Origin of the sequence: Microbacterium sp. cx-59, from assembly GCF_020805625.1 — a bacterium.
In the GTDB taxonomy this organism is placed as follows: Bacteria; Actinomycetota; Actinomycetes; order Actinomycetales; family Microbacteriaceae; genus Microbacterium.
Window position 1 is genome coordinate 182,380 of record NZ_JAJHGO010000007.1, and the last position, 20,339, is coordinate 202,718.

The window sequence follows — 20,339 nt, forward strand, 5'->3', positions numbered from 1 at the left end:
CGGCGCGGGTGCCACTCGGCGTCAGCGTAGCGGGATGAGGCAGGCGGCGCCCACGAGCGGCGCGTCGGCGCCGAGGGCGGCCCGGCGCACGTCGATCTCGTACGTGGCGGGGAGGATTGCGAGGGAGCGCGCGGTCGTCTGCACCAGGTCGATGTAGTCGTCGGCGGCGTGCGAGAACCCGCCGCCGATCACGAAGCGATCGATGTCGAGCAGCGCCGACACCCCCGCGAGCGCGTGCCCGACGGCGGTGGCCGAGCGGACGATCGCCGCCCGCGCGACCGCATCCCCCGCCGCCGCGTCGCGCGCGAGGTCTTCGCCCGCGCGGCCGACCCACCCCTGGGCGTTCGCCCAGCGCACGGACCCGGGTCCGGCGGCGACGTCCTCGAGCGTGCCCGTCCGCGGGCCGCCCTCGGTCGCCATGGTCACGCGCACCTGCCCGAGGTGTCCGGCGTTGCCGCGCTCGCCGGCCAGCGGCATCCCGTTCCAGACGATCCCGCCGCCGATGCCGGTCGACACCACGAGCGAAACACTGGAGGCCGCGTCGGCCGCCGCGCCGTAGCGCGCCTCGGCGAGCGCGATGCAGAGACCGTCGAGGCCGAGTCGCACGGGCACATCCGCGCCCAGTGCGCCGGCCGCGACCGCGACGAGCGGAAACTGCGCGATCCGCAGGTTGAGGGGCGACACCGTGCCGGCGACCGCATCCACGGGTCCTGCGCTGCCGATCCCGAGTCCCCGGATGCGGTCACCGCCGGCCAGCGCGGCAGCCGCCTGGGCGACTACGCCCGCCACCGCGTCCGAAAGGTCCGCCGCCGAGGCCTCGGGGCCTGTCGGCGCGCGATGCCGCGACCCGGCGACGATCGTTCCGTCGTCCGCGACGAGCGCCGCATCCACCTTGGTTCCGCCCAGGTCGACCGCGAGCACGTGCTCGGCCATGATTGCTCCTCGAATCCGGGGACGCACCCCTGCGAGATCCCGAGCGGGCAGCGGAGCACGACCGCGCGACAGCCTACGGGTGCGAAGCCCGTGGCAGCGACTCCGCCTCCAACCGCGGGCATACGCTCGGGGCATGGTCACTCGACTGCTGCTCGTCTCCGACACGCACATCCCGAAGCGGGCGCGCGAACTTCCGCGCGCGGTGCGACGGGCGGCGGATGCGGCGGACCTGATCGTGCACGCGGGCGACTGGGTGACCGCATCCGTCCTCGACGACCTGCAGCAGCACGGGGACGTGCTGGGCGTCTGGGGCAACAACGACGGCGACGACCTCCGCGCGCGTCTCCCCGAGATCGCTCGGCGCCGCATCGAGGAGCTCGACGTGGCCGTCATCCACGAGACCGGCGACGCGGCGCGACGGGAGCGGCGAATGGACGACGCGTTCCCGGATGCGGCGGTCCTGGTCTTCGGGCACAGTCACATCCCGTGGGACACGACGACCCCGCACGGTCTGCGGCTGCTGAACCCCGGCTCCCCCACCGATCGGCGGCGCCAACCGCGGCACACGTTCATGACGGCGACGGTCGACGGCGACGTACTGCGTGATGTCGTCCTCGTCGCGCTCTGATCCCGCCCGCAGGTCAGCCGGAGCGGGCTCCCGCCCAGGTCAGGAGTCGAAGCCGACGCCGAACATCCCCGCGGCCTTCAGGAGCAGACCGTCCTTGCCGCCGTTGCGATCCGACCGCGCGACCGCGCCGCGCATGAGTTGGATGAGCGGGTACACGAAGGGCTCGGGCGGCACCGGCACGGGCAGGCGCCGCGACATCTTGAGCCGGGTGCGCTCGGTGTCGCGACCCTCGATGAGATCGAGCATGACCGACGCACCGAACCGCGTCGCGCCGACGCCGAGCCCGGTGTACCCCGCGCTGTAGGCGATGCGGCCCCCGGCGGTCGACCCGTGGAACGCGACGAGCTGCGTCGACATGTCGATCATCCCGCCCCACTTGTGACTGAACCGCGTGCCCTCGAGCGCGGGGAACGTGTCGTACAGGTGGTCGGCGAGGCGGAGGAAGGTCTCCTCGCGCTGATCGTGCGCGGGCGTGATGCGACGACCGCGGTGATAGACGGCGTCGTATCCGCCGAACAGGATGCGGTCATCCTGCGACTTCCGGTAGTAGTGGAACTCGCGTCCGGAGTCGGCGATGCCGTGCCGGCCGGTCCACCCGATCTCGGTGAGCTGCGCTGCGGAGAGCGGTTCGGTCATCAGCACGTAGTCGTAGATCGGCACCGTGAACAGCCGCAGCCGGCGAAGCAGCGAGGGGAAACCGTTCGTGGCGAGCGCGACGGCCGCCGCGCGCACGACACCGGACGGCGTCTTCAGCACGACGCCGCCGGCCGAGCGTTCCAGGGCGAGCACGGGCGAGTTCTCGAAGATCTCGACCCCGAGTCCGACCGCGGCCGCAGCCAGCCCCCAGGCGAGCTTCGCCGGGTGCACGAGCGCCGTGGTGTCATCGAACGTTCCGGCACGGAAGAGCGGGGAACGCGCGTACCGCTCCAGTTCCGCCCCTTCCCATACCTGCTCGCCCGATTCGCGCAGGTCCGCGACCTGGTGCGGCTCGGTCGCGACCGTCAGCATTCCGGCGTGCTCGTACTCGGCATCGATGCCGTAGCGCACCAGGGTGTCGGCGAACTCGACGCTGTTCTCCTTCTCGAGCCGCGCGATGACGTCGAGCTCATCGGCGAAGTGCAACTCACCGTTCTCGGGGCCGTGGGTCAGGCTCTCCTCGACGAAGCCGCCGTTGCGCCCGCTCGCCGCCCATCCGATGCGTTTGCCCTCGAGCAGCACGACGCGGCGATCGGGCTGACGTTCCTTCGCCTGGATCGCGGTCCACAGGCCCGTGTACCCGCCGCCCACGATCACGAGGTCGGTGTCGATGTCGGCGGCGAGGGCCGGACGGGCCGCCGGACGGAGCGGCGAATCCACCCAGAACGGCACCGGGGCGGCGTCGGCGAGGGCGGCGGCGAGCACGGCGCGGGGCCGTCGCAGCCGGTGGTCGTAGGCGATCGGGTCGGGCATGTCCGTCCTCACGGGTCGCGTCTCAGGCGTCGGCGCCGGAGACGATGTAGATCTTCCGTAGCGTGCGGTGGACGGTCCACCGCGTGCGGGTGCCGGCGTGAAGCCGGCACACGACGCCGGGGCGGAGCGTCAGTGTGCTCCGGATGAGGCCGCTCGCATCGAGCACGGCCACCTCGGCGAGCCCCTGGATCACGACGAACACCTCGTCGACCTCGACGTCGTACATCGCGCCGACGCCCATCTCCCAGACGCCGACCTCGAGGCCCGCATCCGTTCCGGGCAACGTCAGCAGCGCTTCGGTTCCGACGGACGGTTCGCCGCCCGCATTCTGATCCGGGGCGATCGGGGTGCGCGGCAGCACGAGGTCGAGCGCATCGATGCGGTCGATGGTCGGGGTCATCGCCCCAGGATGCCTCGGCCCGACCCGACCGGCGCCTACCCGTCTGTCGATCGACGCCGACGATCGACGACAGGTTGGCACAAGACGCCGCCGGATCCGCCGACCACACTGAGTGTCATCCGCCCGTGCCGGGCTGGCCGTGGTGCGCCGCGGCCGACAGTGATCCGCCCCCTCCGATTGCGAGCACCACGATGACCCTCACGAACGACGCCACCGACGCCGCGCTCTACACCCACGCCATTCTCGTTCCGCACTGGATCGACGGCGGCCGGGTGTCTTCATCCGACTCCCGCACCGCACCCGTGTTCGATCCGGCGACGGGCGAGGAGGCGCGCCGGGTCGTGCTGGCGGATGCGGCAGACGTCCGCCGCGCCGTCGAATCGGCCAAGGCCGCGTTCCCCGCGTGGCGCGACACGTCGCTCGCCAAGCGGCAGTCGATCCTGTTCCGCTTCCGTGAGCTGCTCGATTCCCGCAAGGGCGAGCTGGCGGAGATCATCACCGCCGAGCACGGCAAGGTGCTGTCGGACGCGATGGGCGAGATCACGCGCGGACAGGAGGTCGTGGAGTTCGCGACCGGCCTCGCGCATCACCTCAAGGGCGAGTACTCCGAGCAGGTCTCGACGGGCGTCGACGTGTACTCGATCCGTCAGCCGCTCGGTGTCGTCGGCATCATCTCCCCCTTCAACTTCCCCGCCATGGTGCCGATGTGGTTCTTCCCGATCGCGATCGCGGCGGGCAACGCGGTCATCGTGAAGCCGAGCGAGAAGGACCCGTCCTCCGCGATCTGGCTGGGCGAGCTCTGGCGCGAAGCGGGCCTGCCGGATGGCGTCTTCACGGTGCTGAACGGCGACAAGGTCGCCGTCGACGGGCTCCTCGAGCACCCCGACGTGGCAGCGATCTCGTTCGTCGGATCCACCCCGATCGCGCAGTACGTCTACGAGACGGGCGCCCGGCATGGCAAGCGCGTGCAGGCGCTCGGCGGCGCGAAGAACCACATGCTCGTGCTGCCGGATGCCGACCTCGACCTGGTCGCGGACTCGGCGATCAACGCCGGCTTCGGGTCGGCCGGCGAGCGCTGCATGGCGATCTCGGTCGTCGTGGCGGTCGAGCCGGTCGCCGACGAACTCGTGGCAAAGATCCGCGAGCGGGCCCTCGGCATCCGGGTCGGCGACGGTCGGCGCGGCTGCGACATGGGACCGCTCATCACGCGGGAGCACCGCGATCGCGTTGCCTCGTACATCGACATCGCCGAGGCGGACGGCGCCACCGTCGTGCTCGACGGTCGTGACGTCGACGTGGACGGTGCGCCCGACGGGTTCTGGCTCGGCCCCACCCTGATCGACTCCGTGCCGACCGCGTCTCGGGTCTACACCGACGAGATCTTCGGCCCGGTGCTGTCGGTCGTGCGCGTCGGTTCGTACGAGGAGGGCGTGCACCTCATCAACAACGGCGCCTTCGGCAACGGCACGGCGATCTTCACGAACGACGGCGGCGCCGCCCGCCGGTTCCAGAACGAGGTGCAGGTCGGCATGATCGGGGTGAACGTACCGATCCCGGTTCCGGTGGCAACGTTCTCGTTCGGCGGATGGCGCAGCTCGCTGTTCGGCGACACCAAGGCGCACGGCGTCGAGGGCGTGAAGTTCTACACGCAGCAGAAGGCGATCACCTCGCGCTGGCTCGACCCGAGCCACGGCGGGATCAACCTCGGCTTCCCCCAGAACTGACGCCCCACTCCTCTCCGTCAGGCGCGAACGAGCTCCAGCGCCTGCCACACTTCGGCCCGGGCGCCGAAGGTCTCGAAATCGCGGCCGAGCAGGCGCCCGGCGGTCTCGATGCGGCTCCGGAGCGTGTGCCGATGGATGCCGAGCACGCGCGCCGCAGGGTCCCACGTGCCGTTGTGCGACAGCCACACCCGCAGCGTCTCGCGCAGGTCGACGCCGCGTTCCGCATCGAGCGGCTGCAGCAGGCGCGCGGCGAGCGCGGCGGCGCCGGTCTGCTCGAGGTGCCAGAGGAGTCCCGCATCCGCCAACCCGTCGAGGTCGAGGAACGGGGTCGCCTCGGTGGTGCGCTCGGCGGCGCGGCGAGCTTCCACGAGCGCCGACGGCAGATCCGCCCAGGAGGCGGGCGCCGAGAATCCGGCGCGGGCGTCGTGCATCCGCAGGATCCCGTCGACCTGCGCGCGGTCGCCCTGCGGCACGATCACGTAGACATGACCGTCGCGTTCGGCGAAGAACACCTTGCCGGCGCCCTCGTCGCTCATCGCCTCGAAAGCTGCGATGAGCGGGTCGGCACGCGATGAATCGGCGAGCACGACGCAGCCCACGCGAACGGGCGCCGCGGGGAGCGCGCCCCACAGGTGCTGGACCGTGCGGCCGGCCGCATCCGTGCTCCCCGACGCGAGGAGTTCGAGGATGCCCGCGCGCAGCCGCCGTCGCGCGGTGTCGAGCGCACTGCTCTGCTCGAGCGCGATGCTCGCCAGCGCGATGACGCTCTCGACGAGGTCGGAGTCGGCGCGGTTCAGGGCGACCCCGGTGCCGACGGCGAGGACGCCGCGCAGCCGATCCGCGCGGCCGAGCGTCTGCAGGGTGACCTCGCCGACGTCGGGAACGCCGACCCGGATCGCCGCGGTGCGCCCCCGGGCGAGGGTCGCTCGCACCACCCGCTCCAGTTCGCCGTGGCGACCGAGCGGGGCCGGATGCAGCGTCGGCACGGGCACGAGCGTGCCCGACGCGTCGAACAGCGCGACGCCGCAGTCGAGGTTGCGCTCGAGTTCGCGGAGGATCCCGGCGAGCCCGTCGGGCCGGAGGGCGGCGCGCGCGATCGAGCGGAGCGCGGTGAGCGAGCGTTCCAGCCGCTCGCGCTGCTGGCTAGCGAGGGCGTCGGAGACGAAGCGGATGATGCCCATGAACGGGGTACGGGCGGATACCTCGATCAGCGGGAGCCCCTGCGCCGTGCAGGCGTCGACGAGGGCATCCGGGATGCTGTCGTGAACGATGCTGATCGCGAACCCCAGGGCCCGGACGCCCCGCCGCACGAGCCGGGCGACGTACGCATCCGCCGTGTCGGCGTCGGTGCGGTCGATGAACTGCACGCCGTCGGTGAGCAGGAGCCCGCCGGATCCGACCCACGGCGTCGGGTCGGGCAGGTCCGAGCTGTGCGCCCACTCGAGCGGGGCGTCGAGATGCGCGTCGTCGATCTCGGTGCGCCGGCGCAGATCGAACTCGCTCGCGTCCAGCAGCGAGCGGAGAGTGGCCGGGGCGGATTCACCGGATCGTCGAGTCGACATGTCGTTGTTCGTCATACTGGCACCCACTCTGGTGCATGCGGGACCACAGAATCGACAGTGACCCCGACTCTCGAGGAGCAGTATGAGCATCGACGCGCGATCCACCGGCAACGCCGCCGTCTCCGAAGACGACCGCAGCCACGTCTTCCACTCGTGGTCGGCCCAGGCGTCGCTGGCTCCGCTGCCCATCGCGGGAGGTTCGGGCACCACGGTGTGGGATGAGGACGGCCGCACCTACCTCGACTTCTCGAGCCAGCTCGTGAACGTCAACATCGGGCATCAGCATCCGAAGCTCGTCGAAGCCATTCGCGCACAGGCGGCCACGCTCGCCACCGTCGCCCCCGCCCACGCGAGCGCCGTGCGCGCCGAGGCCGCGCGGTCGATCCTCAGCGTTGCCCCCGAAGGTTTCGCGAAGGTCTTCTTCACGAACGGCGGCGCCGACGCCAACGAGAACGCGATCCGGATGGCGCGCCTGACCACCGGCCGCGACAAGGTCGTCTCGCACTACCGCTCGTACCACGGCAACACGGGAGCAGCCGTCGTCGCGACGGGCGACTGGCGCCGCATCCCGAACGAGTACGCGCGCGGGCACGTGCACGTCTTCGGACCGTACCTCTACCGGTCCGAGTTCTGGGCGCAGACCGAGGCCGAGGAGTCGGCGCGCGCGCTTCACCACCTCGAGCGGGTGATCCAGGCCGAGGGTCCGCAGTCGGTCGCCGCGATCCTGCTCGAGTCGGTGCCGGGCACCGCCGGCATCCTCGTGCCTCCCCCCGGATATCTCGCGGGCGTCCGCCGGATCGCCGACGAGTACGGCATCGTGATGATCCTCGACGAGGTGATGGCCGGATTCGCGCGCACCGGCGACTGGTTCGCGTTCCAGGCCCACGGGGTGCGCCCCGACCTGATCACGTTCGCGAAGGGCGTCAACTCCGGCTACGTGCCCGTCGGTGGCGTACTGATCTCGGACGAGATCGCGCACCACTTCGACGACCGGGTCTTCCCGGGCGGGCTGACCTACTCGGGTCACCCCCTCGCGGCCGCGAGCATCGTCGCCTCGATCGCCGCGATGAAAGAGGAAGGCATCGTCGAGAACGCCCGCCGCATCGGTGCCGACGTGCTCGGCCCGGGCCTCCGCCGCCTCGCCGAGACGCACGAGGTGATCGGCGAGGTGCGCGGCACGGGCGTCTTCTGGGCGCTGGAACTCGTCTCGGACCGGGACGCCCGCACCCCGCTGGGGGCGGCCGAGATGGCGCGGCTGAAGGCATCCATCCTCGAGCGCGGGATGCTGCCGTTCACGGCCGAGAACCGGTTGCACGTCGTGCCGCCCGCGGTCGTCACCGACGCCGAGGTGGGCACGGCGCTGGAGATCATCGACGCGGCGCTACGGGAGCTCTGAGCTCGCCGGGCACCTGCGTTGTGACGTCTCGGCCATGATGCCCGGCGCGTCAGAGGCCCGTCACCCGCCGTTCGGGGCCGAGTCGGCCGCATCCGTCCGCCATCTGCGCGCACCCGCCCCGGCGGCGAGCGGGAGCGCCGCGAGCCCCGTGCAGACGGCGATGATGGTCTCGCTCCACGGAGTCGTGTCGTGCGATTGATAGCCGACGATGAGCGGGGCCGCCGCGAAGAGGGCGAACAGGTAACCCGGCATCGTCGTCGCCAGAAGGGGCAGACAGGCGAGGGCCGCGGCGGGCGAGCGCCGCATCCATCGGATGCTGAGAACGATCAGCCCGGCGAAGGGCAGCAGCGTCGTGATCGTCAGGAACGGCCCGTGCTGGAGCGCGGATGGCGCACCGATCCCGCCGGAGACGAGCGCGTGGATCCCGGTCAGGGCGGTCGGCACGGCCACGGCGACGACCGCGACCGTCGTCCACAGCGTCCCCGCGCGCACCGTTCCCGCGCGCACCGAGACCGCGAGGACGATGACGCCCACCGCGAGCACCACCATCCCGAGTCCGAGGAGTTGGGCGGCCACACCGACGTTCACCCAGGGGTCGGCGGGCCAGAAGTAGTCGTAGAGATGGTCTTCGAGGGTGACATCCCCCGGCGGTCGGCCCGCGCGTGCCGTCACCCAGCGTTCCCACGAGGCGACGAACTGCAGCGCGCCGGAGAAGACGAAAAGGCCCGCTGCTGCGAGCGACGAAACGGATGATGTCCTCGCGCGACGGTCGTCCACACCCATCGCACCGCCTCGGAGGACCGTCACGCCGCCAGGCTACGCGCGAGCGTGCCCTCGGGGGACGAACAGTGCGTGAACGCGCCAGGCGTTCTCGGATCCGGTGTCGATACACTCGCGCCATGCGAATTTGCGCCGATTCCTCGCCCGACTCTCATAGTCCCGGCGCCCGGGTGACCCCGGGCGCGCCCCGCCGCACGAGGGAGGTTGGCCGATGAACGGCGACCTCCTTTTCAATATCGTCCTGGTCTTTGTCTTCGTTCTGATCGGTGGTGTCTTCGCCGCGACGGAGATGGCGCTGGTCACTCTTCGCGACAGCCAGGTCAACGCGATCGCTCAGCGCGGCAAGCGCGGGCAGAAGGTCGCGAGCCTCGCCCGAAACCCCAACACCTTCCTCTCCGCGGTGCAGATCGGCGTGACGGTCGCCGGTTTCGCGTCCGCCGCGTACGGGGCGTCCTCGATCGCCCCGTCGGTCACGCCGCTCCTGGAGTCGGCGGGACTCGCCGCTCCCGTCGCCGCCACGGTCGCGACGGTTCTGCTCACGCTTGTGATCGCGTACCTGTCGCTCGTGCTCGGCGAGCTCGCCCCGAAGCGGCTCGCGATTCAGCGGAACGCCGAGTTCGCGTACGCCGTCGCACCGGTGCTGGCCGGCTTCGCCTGGCTGATGCGCCCGGTTATCTGGCTGCTGTCGGTCTCGACGAACGCGATCGTCCGCGTGCTCGGTGGGGATCCGAATAAGACGGCCGACGAGATGACCGACGAAGAGCTCCGCGACATCGTGTCGAGCCACGAGGGCCTGCCGGAGGACGAACGCCGCATCCTCGACGACGTCCTCTCGCTTCGCACGCGCCAGCTGAGCGAGGTGATGCGCCCTCGCCCGGAGGTGAACGCGCTCGACGGCTCCGAGTCGGTCGGGGACGCCGTCGGTCGCATCTCCGATCAGCCCTTCTCGCGCTATCCGGTCGTCGACAAGTCGATCGACGACATCACCGGGTTCGTGCACGTGCGCGACGTGTACGACGCCGTCGGCACGGATGCGACGACGCGCCTCGACGCGATCGCCCGGCCGATCTCGTACTTCCCGTCCACCGCGCGCGTGCTGCCCACTCTCACCCGGATGCGCGCGAACGGCCACCAGATCGCGGTCGTCGTCGATGAGTACGGCGGAACCGATGGCATCGTCACCCTCGAGGACCTCGTCGAGGAAGTCGTCGGCGAGATCTACGACGAGTACGACACCGAGGGCGTCCCGAGCGACCTGGCGGAAGCCGGTGGCGTCGTCGACGGTCGCCTGAACCTGCAGGACTTCCAGGAGGCGACCGGGTTCACACTCCCCCGTGGGGCGTCCGACACCGTCGCCGGCTTCATCGTCGAACGCCTCGGCCGCCTGGCCGTGGTGGGCGATGTCGTGGACGTGGACGGACTCGTTCTGCGGGTCACCGAGATGGACCGGCGTCGCGTCGCCGCGATCCAGGTGACCCCGCCCGCGGTCGACGCGGAGTCCTGAGGCCCGCCCGCATCCGGGTGCCTCCGGGTGCCCGGACGCGGTCGAGGGGCCGTGGCGACAGTCGCCCGCACCCCGTGCGGTGCCCCGCCGGTTCTGGTAGAAAAGGCCGGGTGAAACAGGGGCGGAGACGGTCGATCGGTATCTGGATGGTCGCGGCGATGGCGGCCGTGGCGCTGAGTGCGTGCACGTCTGCTCCGGTGGATTCCGCATCCGCCTCCCCGGTCGCGCCGCCGACGACCGCGTCTGCACCGGCATCGGAGCCCGGGTCTGCGCCCGCCGAATCGCCCGACGCCGAGCCCGTCTCGGCGTCCGACGCTTTTCGCGCGTGGGTGGCGACCTCCCGGGTTCCGGATGCTGCCGCCGCGTGCGCCCAGCTGACGCCCGAACTCGCGGCGCGCATGGTGGCGGAGCTCAACGCCAGCGGCCCCTTCACCGTGCAGAGCTGCGAGGAGATGATCACCGCGACCGCAGAGCTCTACCGTGCGGCGGGGCAGAGCGCCGACGTCGACATCGAGGTGCAGCAGGAGACCGACACGGACGCCACCCTCTTCGTGACCTACCTCGACTCGGGGGACTGCGGCACGGTGGTCATGACGCGTTCGGGCACGGGGTGGATTCTCACCGAGCTGTCGCAGGAGTGCGCCGCGTAGGCACGCGGCGAGGGCGCGCGCACGGCGGCAGGGGCTCGCGATAGCGGCGTTCGACGCCCCGGGGCGATGTCGGAACCCCCTCGTAGAGTTCGAGTATGTTCTTCGACAGCTCGAACGAGACGGATGCCGCGTGGGGCGCGGATCCCGACGAGTTCGTGCGCGAAGACGACTATCTGAGCGGTCGTGATGACTGGGCGCCGCCGGCACCCGATCCGCTCGAGGGCGTGCTCGAAGTCACCGGCATGATGGCGATCATGGCCGCGCAGCGCTGCGAGCGCGTGTACGGGTGGCGGCACGAGGTGCTCCGTGCCGCGGAGCGGACCGACCGCATGAGTCGCGAGATGGCCGAGCGGTCGCTCCGGCTCGAGCTCGCGTGCGCGATGCGGATCACCGAGGCGGCGGCGAGCCGCGTGATCGATCAGGCCGAGGCCCTGGTCGTGCGGTATCCGGCCGCCCTCCGCGCACTGGCGTCCGCCGCGATCACCGAACGTCACGCCGATGTCCTGGTCGACGCGCTCGATCCCCTCGAGCCCGCGCTGCGCGACCGCATCCTTCCCCGAGCGCTCGAACTCGCCGAAACGCAGCCCGTCGGAACCTTCCGGCGGCAGCTGCGCGCGCTCGTCGAACGGATGCGGGCCGACACCCTGTCCGAGCGCCGAGCGCGCGCCGTGACCGGCCGGCGGGTCGTCGTCGAACCGGCCGAAGACGGGATGGCGTGGCTGATGGCGCTCATCCCCGCGGTCGAAGCCCGCGCAGCCCACGGCCGTCTGACCGCGATGGCCACGGCGCTCCGCGCGTCGGAAGACGAAACCCGCACGCTCGATCAGCTTCGCGCCGACGCCCTCGGCGACCTGTTGATCGACGGCACGGCCGATGCGCACTCCTCCGATGTGCGCGGAATCCGCGCGACCGTCACGGTCACCGTGCCCGCGCTCACGCTGCTCGCCGAGAACGGCGTCTCTCCCGAAGGTCCCGCCGTCGTCGAGGGCGTCGGCCCCATCCCGATCGAGACGGCCCGGGAGCTGTGCGGAGGGTCCGCCGACTGGATGCGAGTTCTCACCCACCCCGAGACCGGCGTCGTCCTCTCCGTCGGACGAGACCGGTACCGCCCGCCGAAATCCCTGCGTGACGTGGTGACCTGGCGCGCGGGTCGCTGCATGGCACCCGGATGCGGAATGCCCTCCGCACGATGTCAGATCGATCATTCGATCGCCTGGATCGAGGGCGGCCCCACCTCGCTCGCGAATCTCGCTCCCCTCTGCGAGGGCCATCACACCGTGAAGCATCACGGCGGGTGGACCATCACGCAGATCCGCGGAAGCGGTGGTGCCCTCGAATGGACATCTCCCGCAGGACGGCGCTACGTCGTGCCTCCCGAACGCCCGATGCCGTTCTTCCGCGTCGACCCCGCGGATCTCGCGTCATCCGCACCGTTCTGACGCCACATTTTTGTGCGCCGTTATGACGCGCCGTACTTGTGCGCCAGGTCAACCGGGGGGCGTCGCCGCGTCAGACCAGACGGAACACGCGGATGCAGACGAGGCCCGGCTCGGGCCTCGCGTACCCGACGAACTGCGACTCGGTGAGCCACAGGAGAGCCGGCGACGCCGTCTGGAAGACGAACGCGGTGCGGTAGTAGAGGTCGGCCTCCCCGACGGTCTCCCCCGCCCGCAGACGGCGCTCGGCATACGCTTCCGCACGCCAGTACCCGCGGTTGACGACGTCGACCGCGGCACCATCCTCGGACTCGATGAGGTACCGGGCATCCAGCTGGGTCGTCTTGCCGCGACTGACCCACCAATCCGCACCACCCGGCAGCACCCGCCCGGTGAAACGCGGCCCGGTGACCGATCCCCCGGTGATCGGCGTGACGTTCAGATCTTCCGAGGTCGTGCGACCCACCGGAACGAGGGCACCCACCTCGACACGCAGCTCGAAGACGAACTCGAACGCGGGCGTCAGCAGCTCGCTCATACGACCTTCTCCCCCACCGGAACGACGAGCGGCGTGAGCGTGCCGAGCGCCGCCTCCACGACCCTCGCCGCCGCGATCGACACGTGGTCGCCGAACCGCGGCCCGATCAGCTGCACGCCCGTCGGGAGTCCGTCTTCGTCGAGTCCGGTCGGCACCGCGACCGAAGGCAGCCCGAGGAAGTTCACGGCCACGAGAAGTCGATGGTCGCGCCACAGCTCGGTCGTCGCCGGCGGCCCCGAGAGGTCGAAGCCGATGGGCGGCATCCGTCGCGCCGACACCGGACCGAGGACGATCGGAAATTCTTGCTGGAACGCCTCCCACGCCGCGGCGATGACGCTGCGACGCGCCCATGCGCCGGCGTACGCATCACCGGACTCCAGCACCTGCGTCTCGGACGCATTGTCGAGGAAGTACCGCGTCGAACCTTCGCTGAGCGGCGCCGGCAACCCTCCCGGACGGAACGCGCCCACCATCTCGGTCGTCGACAGCTGACGCCAGAGCACCGCCGCATCCTCGATCATCGGCGGTTCCGCATCCACGATCTCCCAGCCGGCCGCGGCGAGCGCGTCCGCGGCGCGCGAAACGGCATCCGCCACCTGCGGGTCGACCCCCCAGCCGAGCGGATCGCGAACGACGGCCGCCCGGCGCGGGCCGTCGTAGTCCGACGGATGCGCCACGCTGATCGCCGAAGGATCGCGCCCGTCCGCACCGTGCATGATCGCGAACGCGGCGTCCAGATCATCGACGCTCCGCGCGATCGGGCCGTTCACGGCGAAGAACTGCAGCGTCAACGAGACCGGCTCCGCAGAACCCGTGGGCGCAGGGATGCGGCCGGCCGACGGTCGCAGTGCACAGACGCCCGCCGCGTAGGCGGGCAGGCGCAGAGACCCGCCGTAGTCGTTACCGAGGCCGAGCGGAACCATGCCGGTCGCTACGGCGACGGCGTCGCCGCCGCTGGACCCGCCGGGCACTCGATCTCGATCCCACGGATTGTAGGTGCGTCCGAAGAGGTCGTTGTCGGTGTCCCACCGCAGCCCGAAGTCGGGCATGTTGCCCCGCGCGATCGGCACGGCGCCGGCCTCCATCAGTCGTCGCACCATCGTCGCATCCGACGACGGTACGGCCTCCGCGAGGAACGGCCATCCGCTCGTCGACGCCGACCAGGTGAGGTCGATGTTCTCCTTCACGCAGAATGGAACCCCGGCGAGCACGCCGACGTCCTCCCCGGCGTCCAGACGCCGATCGATCTCGATCGCCAACGCTCGCGCGCGGTCGTCGAAGGCCACGGTCACCGCGCCGAGCGCGGGATTCACCTGGTGAATCCGAGCGAGGTGGGCGTCGATGACGTCCACCGCCGTGACGGCACGGGTGCGGACGGCGTCCGCGATCTCGATCATGCCGAGATGCCAGAGGAGACGTACGGTCATCGGTGCTCTCCGTTCGTGATGGTGCGTTGCGTGGACGTGGCGACAGTGGGAAGCGGTGCGGTGCGCGGTGCGCGCCGCCGTTGCGGCTGCCACCCCTCTCGCGGGATGGAATCGAGCAGCGTCCGCGTGTACTCGGCGGTCGGCCGATCGAGCACGTCCGCGATGGCACCCTGCTCCTCGGTACGCCCGGCGCGCAGGACGACGACGTGGTCGCACAGCCGGCGGACGACCGTGAGGTCGTGCGAGATCATCAACAGCGCGACCCCCGTGTCCCGGCGGATGCGCTCGAGCAACCGGAGGATCTCCACCTGCGTGGTGACATCCAGCGCCGAGACGGCTTCATCGAGGACGAGGATGCGGGGTTCCGCCGCCAGCGCACGTGCGATGGCGACGCGCTGGCGCTGACCGCCGGAGAGTGAGCGTGGCTTCATCTCGGCGAGCTCCGGGGCAAGGCGCACCGACGCCAGCAATTCGTCGACACGCGCGCGGAGCGCGGACCCGCTGTCTTTCGGGCGGTGCACCGCGACGGCCTCGGTGAGGCAGGCGCGCACCGTCTGGCGACGGTCGAGCGATTGATAGGGGTCTTGGAAGACCATCTGCGCCACCCGTGCGCGCCGGCGGCGCTCCGCCGTCGTGCGTGCGGGGCGCCGCCACGAATCGCCCTGCACGGTGACGACTCCGGCATCCGCCGTCTCGAGACCGCAGATGATCCGGGCGGTCGTGGACTTGCCCGAGCCGCTCTCGCCGACGATCCCGAGCGACGCACCGGCGGCCAGCGTGAACGACACATCGTCGACCGCGACGAAGGCCTCCCGACCCACGCCCCGTGCCCGTCGAACCGAGAACGTCTTGCGAAGACCCTGCACGACCAGGAGCGGTTCCGACCCGGCGGGCGGCGCACCGCGATCGGGACTCTCTTCGCCGAGCGCGGCCGTCAGGAGCTGCCGCGTGTACGGGTCCCGCGCATCCTGGCGGATGGTCGCCGCCGGATGCGTCTCCACGGTGCGACCGTCCTTCATGACGGTGATGCGGTCGCAGACCGCACGAGCCAGCGCGAGGTCGTGCGTGATGAAGAGCATCGCGAGGTTCCGATGACGACGGAGGTCGCCGATGACCGCCATCACCTCCTCCTGCGTCGTCACATCGAGCGCCGTCGTGATCTCGTCGGCGAGCAGGATGCGCGGGTCCATCGCGAGCGTCGCGGCGATCATGACCCGCTGAAGCAGGCCGCCCGACAGATCCCCCGGGCGCTGCCGCATCCGGCGCGTCGGGTCGGGGATGCCGACCTCGTCGAGCAGCGACACAGCGACCCGGTCGGCGTCTTTCCGCGGCTGACCCCCGACCGTCGTGAGAGCTTCGGTCATGAAGTCGCCGATCGTTCGCAGCGAGTTCAGGTGCGCACGCGGCGACTGGAAGATCATGCCGATCCGGCGGGCACGGACGTCCCGGAGCCGACGGGCGCTCAACCCGCGGATGTCTTCGTCGTCGATGCGGATCACTCCGTCGGTCGAGAACCCCGTCGGCAGGAGCCCGGCGATCGCCCGCGTGGAGAGCGTCTTCCCGGAGCCCGATTCGCCGACGAGGCCGAGCGCCTCGCCCGCATCCACGTGCAGGGTGCACTCGTGCACGAGCGAACGGCGTTCGCCACGGACGATTCCCTCGACGCGCAGCGCATCGAGTTCGAGGACGCGAGTCATCGGTCTCTCCCTTCGGCCCACGCGGTGACGCGGGCTCCGGCGATGTTCACGGCGACCACGGTGATCACGATCATGAGGGCCGGGAACAAGGACTGCTCGGGCGCGCCCGCGAGGATCGACGGCTGACCCGCGGCGATCATGACGCCCCAGTCGGCCGCGGGCGGCTGCACGCCGAGCCCCAGGTACGAGATGGCCGCGAGGTCGAGCATCGCGTAGCCGAACCCGACTGTCGCCTGGGCGAGCAGGGCGGGCAGCAGCGCCGGCACCAGGTGCCGGAAGCACGTCGCGAACGGCCCGACCCCTTGCACGCGCAGCGCCGCGATGTACGGCTTGGCGAGCTCCGTGCGGGCATTGGTCCGGACGAGTCGCGCGATGATCGGAATGTAGGCGATCGACAGAGCGAGAACCGGAGCGAGCAGCCCCTTGCCGAACATCGCGACCGCGAGAACGGCGAGCACGAGACCGGGAATGGCGAAGATCACCTCGATGATGCGAGAGAACACCGCATCGATGATCCCGCCGAACCACGCGCAGAGGATGGCGATAGCGGCACCGAGCACGGTCGAGATCAACACGACGAAGATCGGCGCCACGAGGCTGGCCCGGGCGGCGACGAGCAGACGCGACAGGATGTCTCGGCCGAGGTCGTCGGTGCCGAGCGGATGTGCGAGCGACGCCGCCCCCATCACCGGCCCGGTGTAGAGCTCGTCGGGATCGTAGGGGGCGAGCCAGGGTCCGGCGACCGCGAGGAGCACGACCACGGCGAGCACCACGTACGCGGCGATCACGAGGGGCTCACGCCGGGCCGCTCGGATGGCGGCGGCCGAGACCCGACCTCCGCTGAGCTGGGCGACACTCACGAGTTCCTCCTCGATCGCAGGCTGTCGGGATCGATCGCGGCGATCGCGATGTCGGCGACGGCGTTCAACACCACGAACACGGCGACGAGCATGAGCGACACGATCTGCACGACCGGCAGGTCCTTCCGCGCGGCGGCCTCGGTGAGCAGGGAGCCGACACCGCCGAGCCCGAACGCCTGCTCGGCGATCGCGGATGCGGCGAACAACCCCGCGATCGTCGCGCCGGACACCGCGAGGATCTGAGGCGAGGCGTTACGGAAGACGTGCGCCCGGAAGATCCGCGACGCGGGGATGCCCCGCACGCGGGCCGTTTCGACGTGCTCGCTCGTCGCCTGCGCCACGAGCGCGCCGCGGGTGATGCGGCTGAGATACGCGATGTACAGCACGGCGAGCGAGATCGCGGGAAGCGTCAGATGGTAGACGCCGTCGAGGAACCCGCTCCCGGCGCCGTACACTGGGAACCATCCCAGCATCCGGGCGAAGATCCAGATCAGCAGGATCGCGACGACGAACGTCGGCATCGCCATCCCGAGCGACGTACCGATGAGGACGGCGCGGTCGGCGCGGGGCCCCCGGGTTGCGGCGAGGATGCCGGACCCGATCCCGAAGACCGCGATCAGCACGACGGTGTACGCGACGAGCATGACGGTCACCCCGATCCGGGGCGCGATGAGCGAGGTGACGTCGGTCTTGTAGACGAACGACTGTCCGAGGTCGCCCGTCAGCACGCTGCCGAGCCAGTGCAGGTACTGCAGCCACACGGGGTCGTCGAGCCGGTACTGCTCGCGGATCGCCGCGATCATCTCCGGCGTGGGTCGCGAGCCTCCGGCGAGCGCGCTCACCGGGTCGCCGGGGGTGAGCAGCAGCGCCGAGAAGATAACGACGCTCGACAGGAAGAGGGTGAGCGCGAGCCCGCCGAGTTTGCCCAGCAGGGTGAGGGCGATGCGTCCGGTCATCCGCATCCACCGTTCGAGGGTGTCATCGTCATGGCGTCGCCCAGCTCACTCGCCGCCGAGGTGCAGTGCCCAGGGGCTGCTGACGTTGCCGATCGAGGTGACCACGCCGGTGAGCCCGTTGGCGAGGAACGTCGTCTGGTATGCCGAGGCGAGCGTGATCTGCAACTGCTCAGGACCGAAGATGCTCTGCGCGGCGATGAATGCGTCGGCGGATGCCGCGGGATCGAGCGTCGTGCGCGCCGTCTGGATCTCGGCCGTCACCTCGTCGTTCGAGTACCCGCTCCAGTTGTAGAACCCGCCCAGTTCGGCGGGCAGCAGGAACTGCTGCGCGTACTGCAGGACGCCGGGGGTGTCGAGCCAGCCGGTCGTCGCGATCAGATCCACGCCCTCGCGTGCGGTCGGATCGTAGAAGATCGCGGTGTAGTCGGCGGGCTGGCGTTCATCGATCTGCACGGTCAGCCCGATCGATTCGGCGGCGCTCTGCACGATCGCGGCAGTCTGGCTGAGTTCCGTGCTGCCGGCTGGCACCGCCACGACGATGGGGGTGGACGTGTCGACACCGGAATCCTCGACGAGCGCGCGGGCCCGGTCGAGATCGACGGCCGGCGTACCGAGGTCGTCGTAAGCCGCCTGGTAGGCGTCGCGCGCCTCGAGCCCCCCGAACGCGAACGGCGGCGTGAACGTGTTCTGCTCGGCGCCGAGCCCGTTCAGCACGGTCGAGACGTACTGCGCGCGATCGATCGCGAGGCTCAGCGCCTGCCGGATGGCGACGTTCGCCACCACGCTGTCGGGATTCAGCGGCCCGAGCGAGTAGGAGGCAGTGGAAGGCCCCACCACGAGGCGTCCCGCATCCGAGGATTCGAAGGCGGACCGACTGGCCGGCGATACGTTGAATGCCCCGTCGATCTCGCCCGAGAGCAGCGCGTTCGTGAGGGTCGTGCCATCCGGCACGAACACATAGGTCAGGGTCTGCACCTTCGGGGCGCCGTCCCAGTAGTCCGGGTTGGCCGTGGTGATGATCTCTTTGCCGGGGGTCCAGCTGCCGAACTCGTAGGGTCCCGAGCAGAGGATGCCGCCCGTGGCCGTGCCGAGTTCCGCGCCCGCCTGGTCGCCGTAGGCCTTGCTCAGCACCGCGCCCGCCATGCCGGACAGCGAGTTGCGGAAGGTCGAGTCGGGCGCTGAGAAGCGAACGGTGATCTCGTGGTCACCGGTCTTGTCCATACCGGTGACGAGCACGAACGCCGGAAACCAGGGCGATGACGGCGTCTGGTTGCGCTGGAAGCTGTAGATGACGTCCTCCGGCGTGACCGGAGTTCCGTCCCAGAACGTCGCATCGTCGCGCAGCTCGATCACGAACGTGGTGTCGTCGGTCCAATCGGCGCTCACGGCGAGGCCCGCCGACACGGTGAAATCGGGCTCGAGGCGGAGCAGGTTGTCGCAGAGGTTCGAGGTGACGAAGTTGCCGCCCGCGATCGGGTCGAGACTGGAGGGTTCTCCCTCGGCCAGCCCCCAGGTGACCGCGTCCACTGCCGTCTGCGCGGGCGGGAGCGACGCGGTCAGCGCGGCCGTGTCGACGGGCGTGCTGGCGGCGACATCACTGTCGCGCGGAGCGCATCCGGAGAGCAGGAGGGCGCAGACGCCGCTGACGGTGATCGCTGCGGTGAGGGCTCTGTATCGCATCTCGGTCCTTTCGGGTTCATTCCGGAAAACTCGGGACGTGCGCGACGCGACGTGCGTCACTGCACGGTCGTCAGTGTAGTACAACAGTGTTGTACATCAATGTTGCATTTGTGTTTCGGTCGTATGTAGGCTGGCCGCCATGCCCAGAGAGGTCGATACTGCACAACGCCTGGCCGATATCGCGGCAGCGACCATCGCTGTCGCCCGCCGCTCGGGGGCGCACGCCGTGACGATCCGTTCGGTCGCCCGCGAGCTCGGCGGGTCGACGACGCTCGTGACCAACTACCTGCCGTCGCGCGCCGCCCTGGTACTGAACGCGCTCGACCAGGGCCGCGACCGCTGGGATGCCGAACGCACCGCGGAGCTGCCCCACACGGAGCCCACAGAGCGCCTGCGACAGCTCGTGGACCGGTCGTTGAGCTCCACCGGCGACGATTCGGTGCTGCGCACGCTGATCCTCGAGATCGTCGCGCACGCGGGCTTCGAACCCGAGATGGCGGCGGCCCTCCGCCGCGAGTCGACCCAGTTCCTCGAGCTCCTCGAGACGACGGCGCAAGAAGCCGAGTGCGAAGACCCGGCGTTGGTGGCTCAGCAGATCTATCTGCTGTACCGCGGCGCCTACATCGCGAGCGCCGAGGACCCCGACCGCTGGACCGAGCCGCGGCTGCGCCGCGTCATCCTGGCCGCCGTCGACGCCTTCCCCCGCGCCTGACCCACTC

The 20,339-nt window shown here is 70.6% G+C and carries 18 protein-coding genes; 7 read left to right on the top strand and 11 right to left on the bottom strand.

Annotated features, from left to right (window positions below; all coding sequences use genetic code 11):
• Window positions 1-21: 21 nt before the first annotated feature.
• Entirely contained in the window at window positions 22-933 is a 912-nt protein-coding gene (locus LMI96_RS08360; protein ID WP_228361138.1) for an ROK family protein, read from the bottom strand.
• 133 nt (window positions 934-1,066) lie between these two features.
• Between LMI96_RS08360 and LMI96_RS08365 the strand changes: the two genes are divergently transcribed.
• A complete protein-coding gene (locus LMI96_RS08365) occupies window positions 1,067-1,561 on the top strand; it encodes a metallophosphoesterase family protein (RefSeq protein WP_228361139.1) in 495 nt (164 codons plus the stop codon).
• Between the two features lie 39 nt (window positions 1,562-1,600).
• Here the strand turns inward: LMI96_RS08365 and LMI96_RS08370 are convergent, their stop codons facing one another.
• Complete coding sequence (locus LMI96_RS08370; RefSeq protein WP_228361140.1) at window positions 1,601-3,010, bottom strand: FAD-binding oxidoreductase; 1,410 nt, start codon at window positions 3,008-3,010, stop codon at window positions 1,601-1,603.
• 22 nt (window positions 3,011-3,032) lie between these two features.
• Window positions 3,033-3,410 carry a cupin domain-containing protein gene (locus LMI96_RS08375; protein WP_223722352.1) on the bottom strand — a complete coding sequence of 126 codons (378 nt, stop codon included), beginning with the start codon at window positions 3,408-3,410 and terminating at the stop codon, window positions 3,033-3,035.
• A 191-nt stretch (window positions 3,411-3,601) separates the two neighbouring features.
• Between LMI96_RS08375 and LMI96_RS08380 the strand changes: the two genes are divergently transcribed.
• Complete coding sequence (locus LMI96_RS08380) at window positions 3,602-5,134, top strand: CoA-acylating methylmalonate-semialdehyde dehydrogenase (RefSeq protein ID WP_228361141.1); 1,533 nt, start codon at window positions 3,602-3,604, stop codon at window positions 5,132-5,134.
• 17 nt (window positions 5,135-5,151) lie between these two features.
• Here LMI96_RS08380 and LMI96_RS08385 read toward each other — a convergent pair whose 3' ends face one another.
• On the bottom strand, window positions 5,152-6,696 hold the full coding sequence (locus tag LMI96_RS08385; RefSeq protein ID WP_228361142.1) for a PucR family transcriptional regulator: 1,545 nt from the start codon (window positions 6,694-6,696) through the stop codon (window positions 5,152-5,154).
• A gap of 82 nt (window positions 6,697-6,778) precedes the next feature.
• Between LMI96_RS08385 and LMI96_RS08390 the strand changes: the two genes are divergently transcribed.
• Window positions 6,779-8,092 (top strand): aspartate aminotransferase family protein, encoded by a 1,314-nt coding sequence (locus LMI96_RS08390; RefSeq protein ID WP_228361143.1) that lies wholly within the window; start codon window positions 6,779-6,781, stop codon window positions 8,090-8,092.
• A 60-nt stretch (window positions 8,093-8,152) separates the two neighbouring features.
• Here LMI96_RS08390 and LMI96_RS08395 read toward each other — a convergent pair whose 3' ends face one another.
• On the bottom strand, window positions 8,153-8,899 hold the full coding sequence (locus LMI96_RS08395; protein ID WP_228361144.1) for a hypothetical protein: 747 nt from the start codon (window positions 8,897-8,899) through the stop codon (window positions 8,153-8,155).
• Between the two features lie 184 nt (window positions 8,900-9,083).
• On the opposite strand from LMI96_RS08395, the gene LMI96_RS08400 reads away from it, so the two are divergent.
• From LMI96_RS08400 to LMI96_RS08410, 3 genes are all read left to right on the top strand, one after another.
• On the top strand, window positions 9,084-10,376 hold the full coding sequence (locus LMI96_RS08400) for a hemolysin family protein (protein WP_228361145.1): 1,293 nt from the start codon (window positions 9,084-9,086) through the stop codon (window positions 10,374-10,376).
• A gap of 110 nt (window positions 10,377-10,486) precedes the next feature.
• The gene (locus LMI96_RS08405) at window positions 10,487-11,026 is read left to right on the top strand and encodes a hypothetical protein (RefSeq protein WP_228361146.1); all 540 of its coding nucleotides are present in this window, start codon (window positions 10,487-10,489) and stop codon (window positions 11,024-11,026) included.
• A 95-nt stretch (window positions 11,027-11,121) separates the two neighbouring features.
• Window positions 11,122-12,465, top strand: a complete 1,344-nt coding sequence (locus LMI96_RS08410) for an HNH endonuclease signature motif containing protein (protein ID WP_228361147.1) — start codon at window positions 11,122-11,124, stop codon at window positions 12,463-12,465.
• Window positions 12,466-12,535: 70 nt separating this feature from the next.
• Here the strand turns inward: LMI96_RS08410 and LMI96_RS08415 are convergent, their stop codons facing one another.
• From LMI96_RS08415 to LMI96_RS08440, 6 genes are read right to left on the bottom strand one after another with little or no spacing between them, the layout of a single operon-like run.
• On the bottom strand, window positions 12,536-13,000 hold the full coding sequence (locus LMI96_RS08415; RefSeq protein ID WP_228361148.1) for a DUF3237 domain-containing protein: 465 nt from the start codon (window positions 12,998-13,000) through the stop codon (window positions 12,536-12,538).
• Window positions 12,997-14,427, bottom strand: a complete 1,431-nt coding sequence (locus LMI96_RS08420; RefSeq protein WP_228361149.1) for an amidase — start codon at window positions 14,425-14,427, stop codon at window positions 12,997-12,999. The genes LMI96_RS08415 and LMI96_RS08420 overlap by 4 nt, the downstream gene beginning before the upstream one ends.
• Window positions 14,424-16,124 carry an ABC transporter ATP-binding protein gene (locus LMI96_RS08425; protein WP_228361150.1) on the bottom strand — a complete coding sequence of 567 codons (1,701 nt, stop codon included), beginning with the start codon at window positions 16,122-16,124 and terminating at the stop codon, window positions 14,424-14,426. The genes LMI96_RS08420 and LMI96_RS08425 overlap by 4 nt, the downstream gene beginning before the upstream one ends.
• Window positions 16,121-16,984, bottom strand: a complete 864-nt coding sequence (locus tag LMI96_RS08430; protein WP_228361151.1) for an ABC transporter permease — start codon at window positions 16,982-16,984, stop codon at window positions 16,121-16,123. The genes LMI96_RS08425 and LMI96_RS08430 overlap by 4 nt, the downstream gene beginning before the upstream one ends.
• Window positions 16,981-17,940 carry an ABC transporter permease gene (locus LMI96_RS08435; RefSeq protein WP_228361152.1) on the bottom strand — a complete coding sequence of 320 codons (960 nt, stop codon included), beginning with the start codon at window positions 17,938-17,940 and terminating at the stop codon, window positions 16,981-16,983. Before LMI96_RS08435 ends, LMI96_RS08430 begins: the two co-directional genes overlap by 4 nt.
• Before the next feature lie 45 nt (window positions 17,941-17,985).
• Window positions 17,986-19,620, bottom strand: a complete 1,635-nt coding sequence (locus LMI96_RS08440) for an ABC transporter substrate-binding protein (protein WP_228361153.1) — start codon at window positions 19,618-19,620, stop codon at window positions 17,986-17,988.
• 139 nt (window positions 19,621-19,759) lie between these two features.
• Here LMI96_RS08440 and LMI96_RS08445 point away from each other — a divergent pair, with 139 nt between their 5' ends.
• On the top strand, window positions 19,760-20,332 hold the full coding sequence (locus LMI96_RS08445) for a TetR/AcrR family transcriptional regulator (protein WP_228361154.1): 573 nt from the start codon (window positions 19,760-19,762) through the stop codon (window positions 20,330-20,332).
• The last annotated feature ends 7 nt before the right edge of the window (window positions 20,333-20,339 follow it).